Here is a 19,833-nt window from a genome sequence, read left to right on the forward strand (position 1 = left end):
GGGTATGGGGCAAAGCCCCAGATATAAAAACAAAAATATAACTTTACTTTTGACAAAGTATAGTTGTTTAGGTATATCCTGTGATTCCCATAGTTAATACTGATCTGTCTTTACCTACTATTTTTAATATAGTATTTGCCATAGTCAAAGCAGCACCTGTTTTCTCTAATATAGTTCCTATAATTGTTCCTGATATAATAACTATACCTATGCTGCTTAATATGCTTCCGAAACCTGTTTGAACTTTAGTAACAACATCTCCCACTTTCATACCTGATAAAATACCAACCAGTATAGAAATAGTAATTAATACCACAAAAGGGTGTTGTTTGAATTTACTAATAGCAATAATCATTACTATTACTGAAATGACTATTAAACTAAAAATATAAATACCATTCATTTTTTTCCTCCTTGTTTTTATGTTTAAATTGTATCTAAATAATGATAATTGTCTTTATATATACAGAACAATATATCATACATTATTTTGTACATTATATACAATAAATCTATTATTATTATTTTTTTATATATAAAGCACAATTATTTTATATGTATTTTATATATTGCAAATAATGAAATAGATTTTGTATTTTTATATATTATGTATATAAATTTGACATATTTATTATATAATTATTTTAATATCAAAATAAAAATATTTAGGAATATATATGCCTTTAAATACCTTAACAGCACAAAAATTATTAAAAAAGATAATGGATAAATTGGGATACAATATCAATATAATGAATGAATATGGAGAAATTATAGCCAGCGGAGATGAAACAAGAATAGGTAAAATACATTCAGGTGCTTTGGAAGTATTGAAAGAAGGCAAAGACATGGAATATTTTGATTTTATTGATAATAATATAGAAAGTGCCAAACCCGGAGTAAATATACCTCTAGTAATAAATAATGAAATAATAGGAGTATTGGGAGTTACAGGCAATCCCAAAGAAGTTGGAAAAATAGCAGCCATTGTGAAATTAACAGCAGAAATATTGATAGAAAAAGAATTGGATACTGATAAAAAAATATTAAAACAAACTTCTATTAATAATTATATCAATATGATGATTTCTAAAAATAATGAGCATTATATACCATCAATACTTATATGGCTTGAAAAGAATAATTATCAAATTGAAAATATTAATAGAATAGTATGCCTCATAAAATTTGATAATAATGATTATTTGGATAAAAACAGAATGAATGATTATATTATATCAAAAATAAAAGATTCATCAGATTTTAATTCTCAGGATATAATATCATATTTCGGAGATAATGAATTCATACTCATAAAAAGTTTTGATAAAAAGCAATACGGTTTAGAAAGAAAAATACTAAATAATTTTTTTATATATTTACAAAATTCTTTAGATAGTAAATTAGGACTTCATTTTAAAGCTTCCTGCGGTGCTGTATCAAAGAATATTAATGAAATTTCAAGCAGCTATGAACAGGCAAAATTTTTACTTAATTGGAATCAATATTCTAATAATGGAGAAGTATTCTTTATAGAAGACTATATATTAGAATTTTATATATCTACTAATGAACAATCAAGTTTAAAAATGATACTTAGAAATGTATTGAAGATTATAAAAAACAATTCTAATCTAAAAGAAACGATTATCACTATGAGTAAATACAATATGAGCATTACCAAAACAAGTGATAAATTATCTGTTCATAGAAATACTATAGTGTATAGAATGAGAAAAATTAAAGAGCTGTTAAATTTGGATCCAATTAATAATAATATTGATAGGATTAAATTTCATATAATATCAATTTTGTTAATAAACAATAATATAAAAAAATAATATTAAGGAAATAATTATGAAAATAGTAATAATACCAGATTCATTCAAAGGAAGTGCCAGCAGTATGGAAGTTTGCAATTGTATAGAAAGAGGTATATTAAAAGTATTTAAAAATGCTGATATAAAAAAAATACCCGTTGCTGACGGAGGCGAAGGCACAGTTGATTCTGTACTTTATGCGGCAGGCGGAAATATAAAAAAAGTAAATGTTAAAAATCCATCTGGAAAAATTATAGAAGCGAAATATGGTATTATTAATAAAGAAAAAGCAGTAATAGAAATGGCAGAAGCTTCTGGTATTACTTTAGTTGATGATGCTATAAGAAACCCTTTGAAATATTCAACTTATGGTACCGGCGAACTTATAAAAGATGCTATAAATAACAATATAAAAGAAATTTTAATAGGCATAGGCGGAAGTGCTACAAATGATTGCGGCATAGGAATGGCAAATGCATTAGGATATAAATTCCTTGATGAAAATAATAATGAACTTGAAGCTATTGCTGAAAATATGATAAAAGTATCTTCTATTGATGACAGCAATGTAGATAAAAGAATATTTGATATAAAAATAAATGTTGCCTGTGATGTAAAAAATCCGCTTTACGGTGAAAACGGAGCTACAGCTATATATGGAAAACAAAAGGGGGTTACTGAGGAGAGTTTTGATATACTTGATAATGGACTTAAAAATATAGCAAGAATTGTTAAAGAAAAATTTAATAAAAAGATAGACTATATTGAAGGTTCAGGTGCAGCAGGCGGACTTGGAGGGGGACTTGTGGCTTTTTGCAATGCCGAGTTGAAAAGCGGTATTGATGCAGTGCTTGATATAATAGATTTTGAAGATAAGATAAAAGATACTTCCCTTATAATAACAGGAGAAGGAGCTATTGACGGACAGACAAAAAAAGGAAAAGTTCCAGTAGGCGTTGCAAGAAGATCCAACAAAATACCAGTTATTGCTATAGTTGGAGATATAAGAGATGGTGCTGAGGCAGTTTATGATATGGGTATTGTATCGATTATGCCTGCTTTGAAAAAAGCTATGCCTCTTAATGAAGCTATAAAAAACTCAAAAAGCTTAATAGAAGATGCAGCAGAAAGAGCATGCAGATTTATTAGTATTAATTTATAATTTTCTTAAGTCATACACATAACCAAAATAAGAATATAGTAATCAAATTATTATATTCTTATTTGTTTTTAAATGTTATCTGTAATGCCGTATATATTAAAATATCTCACTTCAATATCTTCTATATCATCATCAATATTTTTCAATTTGAATTTTAAATTAAGCCCCATTAAATAAGTTTTATTCAAACAAATATATCTTTCTTTTTTACCGTCATCTTTTGAAATATAATCATAAACTATCATATTAACATCAATATGAACATCAGAAATAATATAACCTTCCTCAAAAATTTCTGCTGTTATTAATGTATAATTGTTTAAATATTCATACTCACAATCTGCCCTATTTGGAACTGTATGAGATAAATAATTTTCTACTCCGTCTTTTATAGCTGTTTCAACATTTTTATCCTTATAAACTTTTTCTCTTATCTGTTCTTTATTCATTATTACAACCTTAATACAAAATAAATTAATAGCATTAACAATTTTAGTATAATATATTGAAATATTCAAACTTTAAATACAAGTTGTATATGTAGTACAATTAAAAATAATACTATTAATAATAAGATAAAAGTTGTAAAAAAACTATAAAACAGTTAAAATAAATTTTGACAAAATATCATTTTTCTAGTATTTATGAAATTAACTAGGAGTTTTTATGAGAATACATGAAATAGAAAGAAATACAGCAGAAACAAAAATAAAAATCAAATTAAATATTGACGGAAGCGGTAAATACAATAATGATACAGGTGTAGGATTTTTGAATCATATGCTTGATTTATTTGCACGCCATGGAAGATTTGATTTAGATGTTACCTGCTATGGCGATACAAATGTAGATTATCACCATTCAGTTGAAGATATTGGAATAGTACTTGGGAAATGCTTTAAGGAAGCTTTAGGCGATTTAAAAGGAATTAAAAGATACGGAAACTTTTATATGCCTATGTGCGAAGCTTTAACATTGGCTGCTGTTGATATATGCGGAAGAAGTCATTTAGTTTTTAACAGTGATTTAATACATGAAAAAGTAGGCGATTTTGATACTGAGCTTGTAAAAGAGTTTTTTGTTGCTTTTACTAATTCAATGAATATTACTTTGCATATAAAAACTTTTTACGGTGAGAATACTCATCATATAATAGAATCTATTTTTAAAGGCGTTGCCAGAGCTTTAGCACAAGCATGCGAAATAGATGAAAAATATAAAGATGAAGTATTATCAACAAAAGGTATGTTAGAAAAATAATATTTATTGTAAAATAAATTTTTTAATAATAATAAAAAATTATGCTTGTTTGATAATGGCACTTGGCAGACTATATTAACGAATAATTTTTTATTTAAAAAGAATTTATTATAAAAAAATTATGAGCATCTGGCAAGTTTACTTGGCAGACTCTACCGGCGAATAATTTTTTATTAAAAAAGGAACGAATTATGATAGCTATAATCGATTATGGAGTTGGAAATTTATTTTCACTTATGTCATCACTTGATTATGTGGGTATAGAAAATAAATTGACAGATGATGAAAATATAATAAAAAATGCTGATGCAATTATACTTCCAGGAGTTGGTGCTTTCAGAGATGCCATTGATAAATTAGAAAAAAGAAATGAAGGCATATTAAAACATACAATAATTGAAGAAGCTAAAAAAGGCAAATTAATTTTAGGTATATGTTTAGGTATGCAGATGTTTTTTGATAAAAGCTATGAATACGGCGAATATAATGGTCTTGGACTTATAAAGGGAAGTATATGCCCTATAGAAAAAGATTTAAAAAATAAAGAATTAAAAATCCCTCATATGGGTTGGAATAATTTAAATATCAGAAAAGAAGATAAATTATTTAAATATATTAATAATATGGAATATGTGTATTTTGTACATTCATATTATGGAAAGTACTGCGATGAAAGTATAATAGCTGACAGTGAATATGATGTTACTATACCAGCAGTTGTAAAATCTAATAATGTATATGGTATACAGTTCCACCCAGAAAAAAGCGGAAATACTGGTCTTAATATACTTAAAGGTTTTAAAGAATTAATATACAGCTAAAGAATATATTTTATAATAATAAGGCAAAGCCCCAGATATCAAAATAAAAATATAAATTTATTTTTGACAAAATATAGTTGTTTAGGTATATACTGAAACGATTTCATTTTGCCGACTACTGCACATTATGTAATATTATCAACTTTTTTGCCGCACAAAAAAGTTGCAAAAAACGCAAGTACTAGAACTTTATATTAAAAAATATATGTATTAAATGTAGGGTATAACTTAGATTTAGATTAAAAATGCAGTTTTTCGCGAAGCGTATCCGAGCCTGTCGAGGATATAGGTTCTTTTATACCAATACCGAAAGGTACCTACTCGGTAAAAGAACTGGGGTATGGGGCAAAGCCCCAGATATAAAAATATAAATTTATTTTTGACAAAATATAGTTGTTTAGGTATATACTAAAATTATTTCATAATTAAAATAATGCTATTCTGGCACGTTTAATTTCTGTTCTGTATCTCTTTATTTCCCATTGTGTCTTTTCTTTATTCCAATTTAAAATATCAGCCATTGTTTCTGCTATATGTTCAGCAATTAAAGTACCGCAATCATTTTCTGTTAAAATGAATCTTAATCTTCTCATCATAATATCATCTAAATGACAAGCATGTTCCACTTCAATAAAGTATTTTATCAATCCCCTATTTATTCTATAATCAAGACCAACTTCAACTAAAAGAGAAGAATCATTCTGACACATTTCATTTAATTTCATAATCATTTTTACAGATCCGAAATAGTCTATTAAAAACTTAACCATTTCTTTATTAAGCACTAATTGAACATTCTTATCTATTTTACTATTTATAACCTTCTCATTACTGAACCATTTATAAGGCTTACCATACATTTTTACTAAAGTTTTAATAGCAACAGCTGAAGAAGTTGTAAAATCTCCTCCTTCCACTGTAAATAATCTATATTGAGGGTGAGAATGTATTTTTACATTTAAAGGATTTAAAGGCATCATTCCTGCCTGAGTTGTAACAATATGATTCTTATTTACAATAGAACTAAAGTAAGTATTGTATATATCAAGCAAATATTCTGCCTCATCGCTTGTAGCATATACACAGTCAAAATCTGTATGATGCTTTTTTATTGTAGGGCCTATAATAGTAGAATTTTTCCAACGTGTTAAAAATACATTAGGTCTATTCTTTATTTTAGGCAGTACAACGGATTTATTTATATGTATCAAATCACTGTCTATAACTAAATGTGTTCCTTTTACATAAGATACACCATCTTCAAAACTTCCATTAGGCACTAAAGAACTTATACTCTGTCCCCAAGCTCCTGCCGCAATCAATATAGTTTTACCTGAAGCAACATAAACACGCCTATCAACATTATCAGTAAATACTACTGAATTTATTTCTTTTTGATTATATTCAAAGCCTTTTACTTCAGCATAATTCAATATATCAGCACCATATTCCTCTGCTTTTAAAAGAAGTTCTATAACATATCTTGAGTCATCTACATAACCTTCATAATATTCTATTGCTGCTATTACATCATTATTAACTAAATCCGGCAAAATATCTAAGGCCGAATTCCTGCTATGAGATACATGCTTCTTAGTCTTTCCAAATATGGAAAATAAATCATATAAAAATGCCCTCATCTCCTCTCTGAAAAGACCTTTGCGGCTATGTTCATATATAGGCTTCATAATACCAAAAGGAGAAGAAGAATTTTTATACATCAAATTGTTTCTTTCTTTTACCTGATTAATAACAGATATAAGATTCTTACTGTTCATATCATTGAATCTTCCAGTAAGCATTTTTGAAGTACGTGATGAAGCTCCGTAGGAGAAGTCATGTTTTTCTAATAGAAGTGTAGAAAATCCCACTCTTGAAGTTTTTAATGCTATAGTAGCACCTATAACTCCGCCGCCTATAATGATAATATCATAATTTTTTTTACTTTTACTATGGAGTATCTCAGCTCTAGTTTTTGCCATAAATACCTCTCCTCTTATTTTATAAGAACATAATAAAACCAATATCTATATATTATATAGTATAGAACAAAATTATTATAAATACAAATATTTTAATAATTCAACTAAACGTAGTCTGTTTTTATTTTTTTCAGTAAAGGATAACATCTCCTTAGTTTTTCCATGATTATCTATATAATGCCCTTCAAATTCTCCAAGATACTGAATAGGAAAAGATAAATAGGAATTATAAGCTAATACAGAAAAAGTTGGAGTAAATAATATATAATTTCCTTTATTTCTTTTAGCAAAATCTATAATTTCATCATTATCATCTAAAGCATCGCCAAGTATAATATATTTACTAAATTTATTGCTGTTAATATCTTTTTCAAATTTTGAAATTCTCAAATCCTTAACAGAATAATCATTAATATTTGTATAATTATCCCTTATATTATAAGAATTAGTTGCCATTCTATTTTTTTTGAAAGTTAAATGAGATATTCCCAAAGAATAAATAAAATCATCAAATGCCTTAATATCTTCTATAGGATACATACTTGAACTTATAGCCAAAGTACTGTCAATATCAATCTCACCTATAAATTTATGATAAAGTTCCTTAGCTTTTCTAAAATCAAATTGCATACCATTATAAAAAGGAGTTTCTAATAAATTATTGGAATAGTAAGACATTTTCCTTCCATAATCGCATAATCCGTATTTTTTGCCTTTAGGAGAAGAAATATCTTTTATACTAATATCTATATAACTATAATCTACTTCGCATAAATGATTACAGCCTATACAAAAACTTCTTATTTTCTTTACAGTGCTTATATCCTCATATAATTTATTGTCTATGTCCCTTTCTACTTCAAATACATGAGTAGGACATAAATCTGTTATCATAGAATTATATCCGTCTACAACTTTATAATCTCTGCATATTCCGCAATTAATACATCTTTCATAATTAGTTTTTATATAATTAGGAAGCTTCATTTCCTCAACAATTTTTTTTACTTCTTTTAGATTAATATCATCTTCATTTGAAGCATTATCAGAGGCCAATATTGAAACTTTATAAAAATCCAAATATTTTTTTAATTGACAAATATAATCTACTTTACAGCTTTCGCATATAGGCTTATGCATGTATAGTATAGACTGAAGCAATGATATCCTATATTTTATTATATCATCATCTTCAGTTAAAACACTCATAGAATTTTCTACTATTTCATTGCATGCAAATTTATAAGAGTAATTAATTTCATTTCTGCGTTTTACTTTAACCACACATAATCTGCAGCATGCTATTGTATTTTTAGGTTCAAAAGTATTTGTAGATGGGTTTATTTTGTAAGAGCATAAATGAGGTATATCAACATTAATGTATGATAGTGCTTGAAGTATAGTATATCCCTTTTGAGCAGATACCATTTTTCCATCAACATTAAATTTTACTATCATTCAAATAAAACCTCATTAATCTTTTATAAAACTATACAATGTAACCTTATTCTCTATTAAATATAAAAACTCATCTCTGAACATCTCTATTGTAGATGATATGCAATTAGCCAAATTCCTAATATATGAGCAGGAAGCCCCTAACTTTATCATATCAACAGCTTCTTTCAAACTTGCATAATCACTGTAAATAGAATTAGCCAAAAGCATTTTATTAATATAATATTCGCATAAATCAAAACCATAATGACAAGGCATACATCTGCCGCAGGATATACTTCTTCCAAACTGAACTATTTTTAATACTACCCTCACCATACATCTGTCTTCACGTATGAAACATATTCCTCCATTTCCAATTTTCATCTTAAGACTGTCAAAACATTCATAATCTAAAGTCATTTTCTGAAATGTTTCAAAATCTATAGGAGGATTCAAAAAACCATTAGTAAATACACATTTTGCAGTATACTCTTTATTAAGTCCTCCAGCTGCTTTACTGAGATTTTTTAAAGGAGTATCTATTTCAAACTCATATAAATTCGGATTAATTATATCACCAGTAACGGAAAATATATAAGTTCCTTTATTTTTACCAGTACCATAATTTTTGAAGCTGTATTCTCCAATATGTGCTAAATATGTAAGCTGAGTTATAGTATCTAAATCGAATATATATTTTTTATTTTCTAAATATGAAGGAGTAATTCTTTGACTGCATTCTTGATAATATGTGTCCTCAGTATATATGTTCACTTTCACATCATATATAAATCTTGCATCTTCAGCTTCTGCTACAGCCTTTATAATAATGTCTTTTTCTTCCAAATAATAATTTTTTAATACAATATCTATTCTTTTTAGATTAAGAATTTTTGCAAGAAATGAGGAACCGTCTAATATAAGATGCGGATTATTTTTTATAAGAAATTTATCTTTAAAAACAAGATAATCAAAAGATGCTGCATTAACGATCAAAAAATCTTCTTTTATATTTTTATCAGTTAGAATACTATACAATGATCTTTGAAAAGCATCGCGTGAAAGTACAGAAAAACTCTGCAAATCTCTTATAAAGGTTTGCTCTAATGATTGTACTACTAAATAATCACCAAAATGATCTTTATAGGTTCCAATATTAGTTATATTACTTTCACTATGCAGTACAAATTTCTTCATCTTTTTCTTACATGTATAGCTTCTATATACTTGATAATACTTTTAAAAGACGATTTTGTACATTCCATACCATTAATAAGGACAGGTACAGCATTACGGCAATTATGCATACACTCCATCTCTTTAAGAAGCATACCATCTGCTGATGGTACGCCTATTTGCAAGTCATAATGCGAACGAATAGATTCTAAAAGAGCATAAGCCTCTTTTGTAGAACAATGAAGTCCCACGCATACCTCTATGACAGTTCTCACATCGGTTGACATACTATTATTTCCCATTAATAAACTTTAACATTCAAGAGATGAAAAAAACATTAATATGTATAATGTTAGTTTATATTACTTTTTCTTATGCCTATTTTTGCGTAAACGTTTTTTGCGTTTATGCGTAGCCATCTTTTGACGAAGTCTTTTTCTTCCTGAAGGCATATACACTCCCATTTTTATCTAATTTGAATACTTATTATACCATGTTATGTAAATAATTTCAAGTTAAACCCAGAAAAACTATACTTTATTTTTTTGTATTTTATTATAATATTTATATTTGATAAAAGGAGGCAATTATGAATGAATTAGAAAAAATGATTAATGGTCTTGAACATTGCAGCGGAGATAAAGATTTAGAAATGATGAGGGATAAAGCTAAAGACTTGTGCTTGGAATATAATTTATTAAGATCAAATCAGACAAAAGAAAAAGAAGATATAATAAAAAAACTATTCGGAAAAATAGGAAAAGATTTCGGAATTACTGCTCCGTTTCATTGCGATTATGGATTTAATATAGAAGCCGGAGATAATTTTTATGTTAATTATAATTGCATAATATTAGACTGTGCTAAAGTAAAATTCGGAAATAATGTATTTATAGCACCTAACTGCGGATTTTATACTGCTGGACACCCAATAGACATAGAAAGAAGAAATCAATATATAGAATATGCTTATCCTATAACTGTCGGCGATAATGTATGGTTTGGAGCAAATACTATAGTTGTACCGGGAGTAACTATAGGAAATGGTGTTGTAATAGGTGCAGGAAGTGTTGTTGTAAAAGATATACCTGATAATGTTGTTGCTTTTGGAAATCCTTGCAAGATAATTAGAGAAATAACTGATGAAGATAAAAAGAAATGCCTAAATTGGAATAAAAAATAAATTTTACTATCTAATTTTAAATAAAAAATAATCATAGCATATATCACTATACACTATGATTATTTTCACATATATTTAAATTAAAAACCCATTATCAAACTTTTTGAACTTCAACAAGTTTTTCTACTGTTTTAGCAAGTAAATATACGCCTACTCCAGTAGCACCTTTAGATAAGTATTTATTATCAAATTCACTTATAGAAGTACATGCTATATCCAAATGAGCCCATTTAGCTCCCTCTGTGAAACATGATAGGAATTGAGCAGCTGTTATAGTACCTGCAAGTCTTCCGCCAGTATTTTTTATATCAGCTATATCGGATTTTATTTGCTCTTTATACTCATCAAACATCGGAAGTTCCCATACTCTTTCATAAGTATCATTTCCTGCTTCTACTAAAGCTTTTGTTAATACTTCATCATTTGACATTAATCCTGTAGCATTTCTTCCCAAAGCTATAGAACAAGCACCAGTTAAAGTAGCAATATCTATAGCAAAATCCGGATTGAATTTTTTTATACCATAAGCCAAAGCATCAGCAAGTATCAATCTTCCTTCAGCATCTGTATTAACTACCTCTACTGTAACACCATTGCACATTTTTAATACATCGCCAGGGTTAATAGCAGCACTTCCTGTTTTATTATCAGTTAAAGGACATAATACTGTAACATTAGCATCTAAATTCATATCAGATATTAAAAATAATGCTCCGCAAACCGCAGCAGCTCCTGCCATATCATCTTTCATACCTAACATACTATCAGCAGGCTTCAAAGACATTCCGCCTGTATCAAATGTTATACCCTTACCTACTAATAAGATATGTTTTTTAGCTCTTGCTTTTTTATATTGTGCTATGAATAATCTAGGAGGATTTTTACTTCCGGCATTAACTCCTAATAAACCATTCATATTTGCAGCTTTTAATTCTTTCTCTGTTAATACAGTAGTTGTTATTTTTCTGCTTTCAGCCTGTTTTTTAGCTCTATCAACAAATGTCAATGAGTTAATAACATTGCTTGGCTCATTAACCATATCTCTAGCCCAGAATATGCAATTTGCTATTTGATTTGCTTTAGCTATAGCATTTTCAGTATCTTTTTTATCGCCTGAAACTAAAAGAATATTCTTTATAACTGTTTTTTCTTTTAATCTCTTATCGCCTAAATAATTATCAAAGCTATAAGAAGAAAGTATCATACCCAAACAGAATTGAATATAAGATTCTTCAGAAGCTATTTCAGCGAATAATTCAGCCATATCAACTTCTATATCATCAATATGTAAATCTTTCATTATTTTTATTAATGAAGCTCCGGCATTTTTCCAAGTTTCATACATATAATTTTTCATTTCTCTATATGTAATAAAAATAACTCTAGTATTGCTTGCAAATCCGAAAGCAAAAGGAGTAGAAGGTGTATAATATTTATCTTTTACCAAACTATTGAATAATTTTATATACTCTTCATTAAATGTACATACTTTAGGTTCTTCTTTTTCAACTTTTACAAAAATTGCTACTGTATGTTTTTTTATAAAATTGACTGTATGTTTGAGTTTCATTTTATATCCTTAAATTTATAAGTTAATATTAACTAACAATTATATATAATGTTTATTTTATGTCAATTAAAATAGAAAAAAAACTAAAAATGCATATTGCAATATACTATAAAAAATATACAATCACATAATAGTACATATACAAATTATATTTTATACAATAAGAGGAATAATATTTATGAAAAAATTGTCTATTAGTTTAATAGTAATTACCATTATAATATTATCATGCTCAAAAGGTGTAAGCAGAAATAAACCGGAAGGTTGGGTAAACGATAACACATTTAGAGTACTAGGTTTAGGCTCCCCTTCTGATGATACAAGAGATAAATTCAGAAGAGAAGTAGAGGCAAAACAAGCAGCTGAATTGGACGGAAAGAATAAAATAGTAGCAAAAATAGTAGGATCATATATAGAATCATTAAGCTCTACAGAAAAAGGCATGATAGATGAATATACTATACAAGAAAGAGTAGCTGGAAGAGTGAGAGGGCTTTCTGTTATTGAAAGTAAATGGGATTCAAGCCAAAACTGCACTGTTGTAATGGAATTGTATGGTAAGAATTTAAAGCAGAGAATTGATGAATTGGTAGTTCAGTATCTTAATGAAGTTGGAATGCAATACACAGCTCAGGATATTGCCGGAATGGTTAGAACTTATGAATGATTATTAATTATTTGTATAAAAACAATATATTAATTATTGTATAATATAACAAACATATTGTATATTATTACAATAATAATCATTTTTTGTTTAAAACAAATAAAATTAATAATCGATAATCATAAAAGATATTTTACTTAATATGTATTTTATTTATTATATTTAAAGTATTAAAACAATATTATGTAAATATTTTTTACAGCTATTGCAATATATATTTTAAAAATATATAATATCCTAGTAAGGAGGAGTAAAACATATGAAAAAAATTTTTATTATATTGATGATATCAGCAGCATTTGCTGTTTCATGCGGTACTGGCATCAGCAAAAGCAGACCAGAAGGCTGGATTAACGATGATACATTCAGAGTTATGGGTATGGGATTACCTTCAGAGGATATAGATCCTACAGATAAATTTAGAAGAGAATTAGCTTCTAAACAGGCAGCTGAATTGGATGCTAAAAACAAAATCGTTGCTAAAGTAGTAGGTTCATATATAGAATCATTAAGTTCTACAGAAAAAGGTATGATAGATGAATATGTTATACAAGAAAGAGTAGCTGGAAGATTAAGAGGTGCTTCTGTAGTAGAAACTAAATGGGATTCTAAACAAAACTGTACTGTAGTTATGGAGCTATATTCTAAAGGATTAAAAAAACAAGTTGATGCTTTAATAACTAAATACCTTAATGAAGTTGGTATGCAGTATACAGCTCAAGATGTTGCCGGAATGGTTAGAACTTATGAGTAAATAAATAATTCCTTGTTTTGTAAAATATGAGGGGCTATTTTCATAATAGCCCCTTTTTTGTTACTAAAAGTATTATTTTCCACAAACATAATTTTCATTATTGGTAAAAAATCGGACATTTTTTTAGTCAAATTTCATTTTGTTGTTTTTTATTTTTTAATAAAATTAATTAAAAATATTTTTTATATACTATTGCAATATAGTGTTCAAAATATATAATAAAAATATATTGTTGCATAAATACTAGAAATAGTATATTTTTATTTTTACATAATAAAACAGTATTAGGAGTTACTAATGTATACAGAAAATATTAGCGGAAGATTAGCATTTGTTTCCGGAGCTAGTGCAGGTATTGGAGAAGCTGTTGCTAAAATGCTTGCTTCTAATGGAGTTAATCTTATATTGGCTGCTAGAAGAATAGAAAAACTTGAAAGTTTAAAATCTCAATTAGAAAAAGAATATAATGTAAAAGTAGATGTTATAAAATTAGATTTTTCTAAAACTGAAGACATAATAAAAGCAATTGATAATATTGAAAACAAGAATATAGATATTTTAATAAACAATGCTGGTTTAGCTTTAGGCAAAGATTTATACTATAATAATAGTATGGAAGATGCTTTACAAATGGTAAGAGTAAATTGTGAAGGTTTAATAGTATTAACAAGACTTTTGCTCCCTTATATCTTGAAAAGCAAGTATGGACATATAGTAAATTTATCTTCTACAGCTGCTGATGAAGCTTATAGCGGAGGTGCTATATACTGTGCTACTAAATCTTTTGTAGAAATGTTCGGAGACAGTCTTAGGGTTGAATTAATAGATAAACCAGTAAAAATAACAAATATTAAGCCTGGTGCTGTTAATACAGAGTTTTCTACAGTAAGATTTAAAGGGGATAAAGAAAAAGCAGATAATGTATATAAGGGATTTATTCCTTTATATGCTGAAGATATAGCCGATAATATAGAATATGCATTAACTAGAAAAAGCCATGTTCAAATATCAAGCATGACTATTATGGCAGAAAATCAAGGCAGTGCTACCATAATACATAGAGATAATAAATAAACAATTCATTTTTTAAGGGAGTTATTTTCTATGGGTGATATAGATAACACTAGAGATAGACTAAAATTAGATGAACTAAACAAAGATGCTAGAAAAGATTTATTCAATAAATTCGTAGATGCTGGCGGTGAGGTTGTAACAGATAAGAAGAAGGTTAATACTGGAGTTGTTGGCGGTTCATCAAGAAGAAATGCAAACACTTTAGTTGGAAACGATTCTAAAGGTTCAAAAGGTGCAAATACTTCAGGCGGAGCTAAACCAGATAGTAATTCTGCTAACAATAGCAATTCTACTGCTGTTGCTGTTAAGCAAAAAAATAGCGGATTATTATTTAATTTAAAACTCTGGTTTGATGCTGTAGGTGCTGGAGTTATTACATTTATGGGCGGAAATGTTAACCCTAAATTCTTGAACTTTATAGATAAAAATATCATATCAGCATTCTTAGAAATGGACACCTTAATATTTAATGCTTTAAATCCTACAGAAGCTACAGATATAGATGCTAAAACTAAACATCAAAAAATCATAGCTCAATTTTCAAAAGACCTTGATGATTTAGAGCTTTTGGAAAGAATTAAAGACCAATATGATGAAAAAATTTATAAAGATTTCTTAAGACCATTCAAAGAATTAAATACTAATGTTATGGCTGAAAGTTATACAAGAGAATTAAAATCTATGTTCAAGCCATTATATGTTCTTCATGCCTATTCTTCAAGAATAAAATTGGCTGGAGAAAAAGCTATGCTTGCCTATGCTATGGTTGATAATATTAGTAAAGGTATAGTAAACTCAAGAATATCAGCATTCAAAAGAGCTGTTGATCTTGTATACTCAAAATATTATCCTAAATTGTTAATATTAGTTCAATATGCTTGTAAAGAGAAATTAGAAACTATAAATGATTTTAACCGTTTCTTGAATATTTCAGATGAGGATATATTAGGATATTATACAAAATTAAGAAAAGAAAAAGAAAAATTACAAGAAACTAAAATAGAACAGGCAAAAGAAAATATAGGCAAGAAAAAAGATGCTGAAGAAGAAAAACTAAGCAAAGTTGAATCTATAGGCGTCAAACTAATAAATAAATGCGTATCATTCAAAAAAGAAGATAATAATATAGCTTATGAAGCAGATCCTTTCTTTGTTGTATCTACAAAAGATAAGATATACAGAATAAAGGTATTAATAGACTTCTTAGACAGAGAATATTCAGCTGTATTTGTATCTAATAAGGTAAGATATAATTTAGTTTATGACAATCAAGTTAGAACAGATTATAAAAATGATTTTAATAATATATTCTTATCATTATCAGATACTCATTCAAGATTAAATGAATACAGCGAGCTTTGCAGAACTATTCTTAAAGTAGAAGAAGATAAAACTATGCGTTTTGAACAAAGAGTTTCTATGTTATCTGATAAAAATGGTCAGCGTTCTTATTTGGCTAAAAACTTGAGAAACACTTTTGTATCAATAATTTCTCCTTTCAAGAAAAAACTAGATAAATTATTATTAGATAAAGAAGAAAGAGAAAGAATCATAGAAAACCCTAATGATATATTAACTTTTTCTTCAGAACTAGGTAAAGGCAAAAAAAGAATACAAGGTTATAATGTAATGAAAGCTTTAACAGAAGCATATTACTTTATTTCTGGATTCAATTATTTAATCACACAAGGTGAATTATCTGGAGCTGGAATATTGATAGAAGGCGAAGATGAAGAAGAAACACTCACTACAGAACAAACTTCTTCTCAAGATGCAGTACTACAAGAAACAGCAGAAGAAGTTGCTAATACTGAAGAAAGTCAAGTTAATACTGAAGGACAAACTGATGAACAATCTTCAGAAGAAAATGAAGGTATATCAGAAGAAGGTTCTAGCAATGCAGAAAATCCTGAAGCTATAACAGTTAATGGCAATGAATTTGATGAATCTATAGAAGATAAAGATTTATTTGAAGAACCAATTGATAATAATAATGATAATGACAATAAAGAAGAAGAAACTAAAGAGGTATAATCTTGGCTTATAAATCCCCAAAAGTTATTATGCTTGAATATATTCCATTACGTATATTGATGGAAATAATGGCAATTACACCATATATTATTGTTGTATTATTTGCCAAATTAGTAGGTACTTTAATGTATTATTTAGTACCTAGTGCCAGACGTGTAGCATTAATTAATTTAAAACAAGCTTTTCCTGAAAAAAGTTTTCATGAAAGAAAAAGAATAGCAAAGCGTTCTATGAAATCTATGATAATGACTTTTGCCGAGTTTATCAAATCTTCAAGAATGTCAAATGAGCAAATATTGAAAAGAATCAAAATAGAAGGTCAGGAGATGTTTGATGAAGCTATGCATAAAAAAAACAGAGGTATAATAGCTGTTACTGGTCACTTAGGAAACTGGGAATATATAGCTTTCTATTTCGCTATAAAAGGATATCATCCTAGTGTTATAGTAAGACCTCTTGATAATCCAAAACTAGATGCTTATATGAAGTCTTGGAGAGAAAAAAGAGGTATGAAATGTATATCTAGATGGGGAAATTTAAGAGAAATATTTTATGCCTTAAATGAAAATAGTCCTGTTGCCTTCTTATCAGATCAAAACTATTTAGATGGTATTTTTGTAGATTTCTTCGGATATCCTTGTGCCACAGCTACTGGACCTGTTGCGATAGCTATGAAAACTGGAGCTCCTATAGCAATTCTTTATAGTGTACCAGATAGATACGGACATCATAAAATTGTAATATCAGAAATAATGTATATAGAAGAAAAAGAAACAAAAGAAGAAACTATAAGACATAATACGCAAAGATATACTAAAAAGCTTGAAGAAATTATAGCTAAATACCCTGAAAATTGGCTTTGGGTACATCCAAGATGGAATACTAGACCTAAAGGGGAACCTGAAATATTTTATAAAAATAAGAATTATAAATAATTTTTTTACTTTGTTTTTTTTTCGTAGGTTTATAATATGTACTAAAACACTATGATTATCAAAAAAACAATTATTATTTATTATACAAATAATCTTATTTTGTAAAATAATGAGGTAGAACATTCATATAATATATTCAATTTTATTTTTTATATAATATATAAAATCAATAGGTTTTAGTAGAAAAATAAACTATTAATACAATAGGAGGTTATATATATGGAGCAAAAAAAACGTTCATTTATGTTCTTTTTAAACCTTGGGCTTACTTTTACCTTAGTTGGTATTATAATTTCCTTTTTCATTTTTTCATATGAAAAAAATTATAAAAGAGATGAGTTTTTAGTTCATGCTCAAGCAGCACCTGAAAAAACTGCTTTTTCTGGTTCATTAGATGGTGCTTTAGAAGTTGAAAGTGCTATAAGAGATGTAGTTGATAGAAATATGCCTGCTGTAGTTAATATATCTACAGAAATAGAAGCTGGTCAAACTGAAGAAGATAGATATGCTGATGAATTCTTTAGATTCTTTTTCGGCGATCAAATGCCTAGACAAAGAAGAAGTCAAAAATCATTAGGAAGCGGTTTTATAATTAATGAAGATGGTTATGTACTTTCTAATTACCATGTAGTTAAAGGTGCTACTAAAATAATGATTACTCTTTATGGCGAAGATGGTGAATTACCAGCTCAATTAGTAGGATATGATGAAGCTTATGATTTAGCTTTATTAAAAATAGAAGCTAATAACAGAACTTTTCCTTATGTTTCTTTAGGAGACAGTGACGCTATAGAACCAGGAGAATTTGCTATTGCTATAGGTAACCCTTACGGACTTAATAATACAGTAACTTTCGGTATTGTAAGTGCTAAAGGTAGAAGCGATGTTGGTGCTAATAAATATCAAAGATATATACAAACTGATGTTGCTATAAACCCTGGTAACTCAGGCGGTCCTTTATTCAATATACATGGACAAGTAATAGGTATAAACACTTTAATATACTCTACTTCAGGCGGAAGCATAGGTATAGGTTTTGCTACTCCTATAAATCTTGCTACTTCTGTTATGACTGAATTAAAAGAAAACGGAAAAGTAACTAGAGGATATTTAGGAATATACTTACAAGACATTGATGAGAATTTATCAAGAGGTCTTAATGTTAAACAAAACAGCGGTGTTTATGTAAGTGAAGTTATACCAGATTCACCTGCTTCTAAAGGCGGATTACAAGACGGCGATATCATCATAGAATTTGATGGTGAAAAAATGACTAGATCTGGAGACTTATTTAATAAAGTTGCTACTACAAAAGTAGGTAAAGAAGTTACCGTAAAATATTTGAGAAACGGCAGAGAAAAAAGCACAAAAATCACTATAGAAGCTAGAGTTGAAGATGAAAATGTTGTCCCTAGCAGACAATCACAGAATAATTCTCAGGGATCTGCACGTTCTTGGATGGGACTAGATGTTTCTAATATTACACCAGAAATATCTCAAAGACTTCAAATAAGAAGCAATGAAAGAGGCGTTGTTGTGCTTAATATGAGTCAGAACTCTCAAGCATATCAAGCAGGACTTAGACCTGGAGACGTTATTAAGGCTATTAATGGCATCACTATTTCAAATACTGATGACTATAATAACTTTGTAAAATCTTATGGTAACGACAAATCTTTCACTATTACAATAAAACGTGCTAGAATGACTTATGTTATCATTATAGAATAGTGCTTATAATTTAAAATGTTATAGAGGGCTCTTGGTATTTCCAACAGTCCTCTTTTTTATTTGCCATTTTAATAATTTTAATCATATATTTTATAAATAGTTGTATTTGTTTTAAAATAAATAAATTTTTCAATCATTATTATGTTAACTATTTTTTAATTTGTACTTGCATTCATAACTAATTTAATATATTATTAATAAACTATATAATTTTGAAATAAAAA

18 protein-coding genes are annotated in these 19,833 nt (G+C 27.9%); 11 read left to right on the top strand and 7 right to left on the bottom strand.

Translation table 11 applies throughout. The features are described from left to right. Window positions 1–67: 67 nt before the first annotated feature. A complete protein-coding gene (locus tag Q0K52_RS06515; protein ID WP_297297719.1) occupies window positions 68–403 on the bottom strand; it encodes a hypothetical protein in 336 nt (111 codons plus the stop codon). A 274-nt stretch (window positions 404–677) separates the two neighbouring features. Here Q0K52_RS06515 and Q0K52_RS06520 point away from each other — a divergent pair, with 274 nt between their 5' ends. Both Q0K52_RS06520 and Q0K52_RS06525 read left to right on the top strand, forming a co-directional pair. Then, a complete protein-coding gene (locus Q0K52_RS06520) occupies window positions 678–1,841 on the top strand; it encodes a sugar diacid recognition domain-containing protein (RefSeq protein ID WP_297297721.1) in 1,164 nt (387 codons plus the stop codon). 13 nt (window positions 1,842–1,854) lie between these two features. After that, complete coding sequence (locus Q0K52_RS06525) at window positions 1,855–2,982, top strand: glycerate kinase (RefSeq protein WP_297297800.1); 1,128 nt, start codon at window positions 1,855–1,857, stop codon at window positions 2,980–2,982. Between the two features lie 68 nt (window positions 2,983–3,050). On the opposite strand, the gene Q0K52_RS06530 is transcribed toward Q0K52_RS06525, so the two are convergent. Next, entirely contained in the window at window positions 3,051–3,431 is a 381-nt protein-coding gene (locus Q0K52_RS06530) for a hypothetical protein (protein ID WP_297297723.1), read from the bottom strand. A gap of 217 nt (window positions 3,432–3,648) precedes the next feature. On the opposite strand from Q0K52_RS06530, the gene hisB reads away from it, so the two are divergent. Next, window positions 3,649–4,242, top strand: coding sequence for an imidazoleglycerol-phosphate dehydratase HisB (gene hisB, locus Q0K52_RS06535; RefSeq protein ID WP_297297725.1), 594 nt, complete (start codon window positions 3,649–3,651; stop codon window positions 4,240–4,242). Between the two features lie 191 nt (window positions 4,243–4,433). Next, window positions 4,434–5,063, top strand: a complete 630-nt coding sequence (hisH, locus tag Q0K52_RS06540) for an imidazole glycerol phosphate synthase subunit HisH (RefSeq protein WP_297297727.1) — start codon at window positions 4,434–4,436, stop codon at window positions 5,061–5,063. 425 nt (window positions 5,064–5,488) lie between these two features. On the opposite strand, the gene Q0K52_RS06545 is transcribed toward hisH, so the two are convergent. From Q0K52_RS06545 to Q0K52_RS06560, 4 genes are all read right to left on the bottom strand, one after another. After that, complete coding sequence (locus Q0K52_RS06545; protein ID WP_297297729.1) at window positions 5,489–7,045, bottom strand: FAD-dependent oxidoreductase; 1,557 nt, start codon at window positions 7,043–7,045, stop codon at window positions 5,489–5,491. A gap of 75 nt (window positions 7,046–7,120) precedes the next feature. Further along, complete coding sequence (locus Q0K52_RS06550) at window positions 7,121–8,503, bottom strand: 2Fe-2S iron-sulfur cluster-binding protein (RefSeq protein ID WP_297297731.1); 1,383 nt, start codon at window positions 8,501–8,503, stop codon at window positions 7,121–7,123. A gap of 15 nt (window positions 8,504–8,518) precedes the next feature. After that, entirely contained in the window at window positions 8,519–9,682 is a 1,164-nt protein-coding gene (locus tag Q0K52_RS06555) for an NADH-ubiquinone oxidoreductase-F iron-sulfur binding region domain-containing protein (protein WP_297297733.1), read from the bottom strand. Continuing rightward, entirely contained in the window at window positions 9,679–9,948 is a 270-nt protein-coding gene (locus tag Q0K52_RS06560; RefSeq protein WP_297297735.1) for an NAD(P)H-dependent oxidoreductase subunit E, read from the bottom strand. Before Q0K52_RS06560 ends, Q0K52_RS06555 begins: the two co-directional genes overlap by 4 nt. A gap of 302 nt (window positions 9,949–10,250) precedes the next feature. Between Q0K52_RS06560 and Q0K52_RS06565 the strand changes: the two genes are divergently transcribed. Then, window positions 10,251–10,844, top strand: a complete 594-nt coding sequence (locus Q0K52_RS06565) for a sugar O-acetyltransferase (protein WP_297297737.1) — start codon at window positions 10,251–10,253, stop codon at window positions 10,842–10,844. Window positions 10,845–10,938: 94 nt separating this feature from the next. Here Q0K52_RS06565 and Q0K52_RS06570 read toward each other — a convergent pair whose 3' ends face one another. Continuing rightward, window positions 10,939–12,414: a M17 family metallopeptidase gene (locus Q0K52_RS06570; RefSeq protein WP_297297739.1), complete on the bottom strand. Its 1,476-nt coding sequence runs from the start codon at window positions 12,412–12,414 to the stop codon at window positions 10,939–10,941. Between the two features lie 178 nt (window positions 12,415–12,592). Between Q0K52_RS06570 and Q0K52_RS06575 the strand changes: the two genes are divergently transcribed. The 6 genes from Q0K52_RS06575 to Q0K52_RS06600 all read left to right on the top strand — a co-directional run bounded on the left by Q0K52_RS06575 (window position 12,593) and on the right by Q0K52_RS06600 (window position 19,609). Further along, window positions 12,593–13,081: a hypothetical protein gene (locus Q0K52_RS06575; protein WP_297297741.1), complete on the top strand. Its 489-nt coding sequence runs from the start codon at window positions 12,593–12,595 to the stop codon at window positions 13,079–13,081. Between the two features lie 259 nt (window positions 13,082–13,340). Then, window positions 13,341–13,835: a hypothetical protein gene (locus Q0K52_RS06580; protein WP_297297743.1), complete on the top strand. Its 495-nt coding sequence runs from the start codon at window positions 13,341–13,343 to the stop codon at window positions 13,833–13,835. 297 nt (window positions 13,836–14,132) lie between these two features. After that, a complete protein-coding gene (locus Q0K52_RS06585) occupies window positions 14,133–14,909 on the top strand; it encodes an SDR family NAD(P)-dependent oxidoreductase (protein ID WP_297297745.1) in 777 nt (258 codons plus the stop codon). Between the two features lie 30 nt (window positions 14,910–14,939). Continuing rightward, the gene (locus tag Q0K52_RS06590; protein ID WP_297297747.1) at window positions 14,940–16,943 is read left to right on the top strand and encodes a hypothetical protein; all 2,004 of its coding nucleotides are present in this window, start codon (window positions 14,940–14,942) and stop codon (window positions 16,941–16,943) included. A gap of 2 nt (window positions 16,944–16,945) precedes the next feature. Next, complete coding sequence (locus Q0K52_RS06595; RefSeq protein ID WP_297297749.1) at window positions 16,946–17,878, top strand: lysophospholipid acyltransferase family protein; 933 nt, start codon at window positions 16,946–16,948, stop codon at window positions 17,876–17,878. A gap of 219 nt (window positions 17,879–18,097) precedes the next feature. Then, window positions 18,098–19,609, top strand: a complete 1,512-nt coding sequence (locus tag Q0K52_RS06600) for a DegQ family serine endoprotease (RefSeq protein WP_297297751.1) — start codon at window positions 18,098–18,100, stop codon at window positions 19,607–19,609. The last annotated feature ends 224 nt before the right edge of the window (window positions 19,610–19,833 follow it).

The organism is uncultured Brachyspira sp., assembly GCF_944390845.1.
Classification (GTDB): Bacteria; Spirochaetota; Brachyspiria; order Brachyspirales; family Brachyspiraceae; genus Brachyspira; species Brachyspira pulli.

Bases quoted from the DNA above. Each gene is read 5' to 3' on its own strand.
- Q0K52_RS06515 (WP_297297719.1), bottom strand. From the start codon at position 403: ATGAATGGTATTTATATTTTTAGTTTAATAGTCATTTCAGTAATAGTA.
- Q0K52_RS06520 (WP_297297721.1), top strand. From the start codon at position 678: ATGCCTTTAAATACCTTAACAGCACAAAAATTATTAAAAAAGATAATG.
- Q0K52_RS06530 (WP_297297723.1), bottom strand. From the start codon at position 3,431: ATGAATAAAGAACAGATAAGAGAAAAAGTTTATAAGGATAAAAATGTT.
- hisB (WP_297297725.1), top strand. From the start codon at position 3,649: ATGAGAATACATGAAATAGAAAGAAATACAGCAGAAACAAAAATAAAA.
- hisH (WP_297297727.1), top strand. From the start codon at position 4,434: ATGATAGCTATAATCGATTATGGAGTTGGAAATTTATTTTCACTTATG.
- Q0K52_RS06545 (WP_297297729.1), bottom strand. From the start codon at position 7,045: ATGGCAAAAACTAGAGCTGAGATACTCCATAGTAAAAGTAAAAAAAAT.
- Q0K52_RS06550 (WP_297297731.1), bottom strand. From the start codon at position 8,503: ATGATAGTAAAATTTAATGTTGATGGAAAAATGGTATCTGCTCAAAAG.
- Q0K52_RS06555 (WP_297297733.1), bottom strand. From the start codon at position 9,682: ATGAAGAAATTTGTACTGCATAGTGAAAGTAATATAACTAATATTGGA.
- Q0K52_RS06560 (WP_297297735.1), bottom strand. From the start codon at position 9,948: ATGTCAACCGATGTGAGAACTGTCATAGAGGTATGCGTGGGACTTCAT.
- Q0K52_RS06565 (WP_297297737.1), top strand. From the start codon at position 10,251: ATGAATGAATTAGAAAAAATGATTAATGGTCTTGAACATTGCAGCGGA.
- Q0K52_RS06570 (WP_297297739.1), bottom strand. From the start codon at position 12,414: ATGAAACTCAAACATACAGTCAATTTTATAAAAAAACATACAGTAGCA.
- Q0K52_RS06575 (WP_297297741.1), top strand. From the start codon at position 12,593: ATGAAAAAATTGTCTATTAGTTTAATAGTAATTACCATTATAATATTA.
- Q0K52_RS06580 (WP_297297743.1), top strand. From the start codon at position 13,341: ATGAAAAAAATTTTTATTATATTGATGATATCAGCAGCATTTGCTGTT.
- Q0K52_RS06585 (WP_297297745.1), top strand. From the start codon at position 14,133: ATGTATACAGAAAATATTAGCGGAAGATTAGCATTTGTTTCCGGAGCT.
- Q0K52_RS06590 (WP_297297747.1), top strand. From the start codon at position 14,940: ATGGGTGATATAGATAACACTAGAGATAGACTAAAATTAGATGAACTA.
- Q0K52_RS06600 (WP_297297751.1), top strand. From the start codon at position 18,098: ATGGAGCAAAAAAAACGTTCATTTATGTTCTTTTTAAACCTTGGGCTT.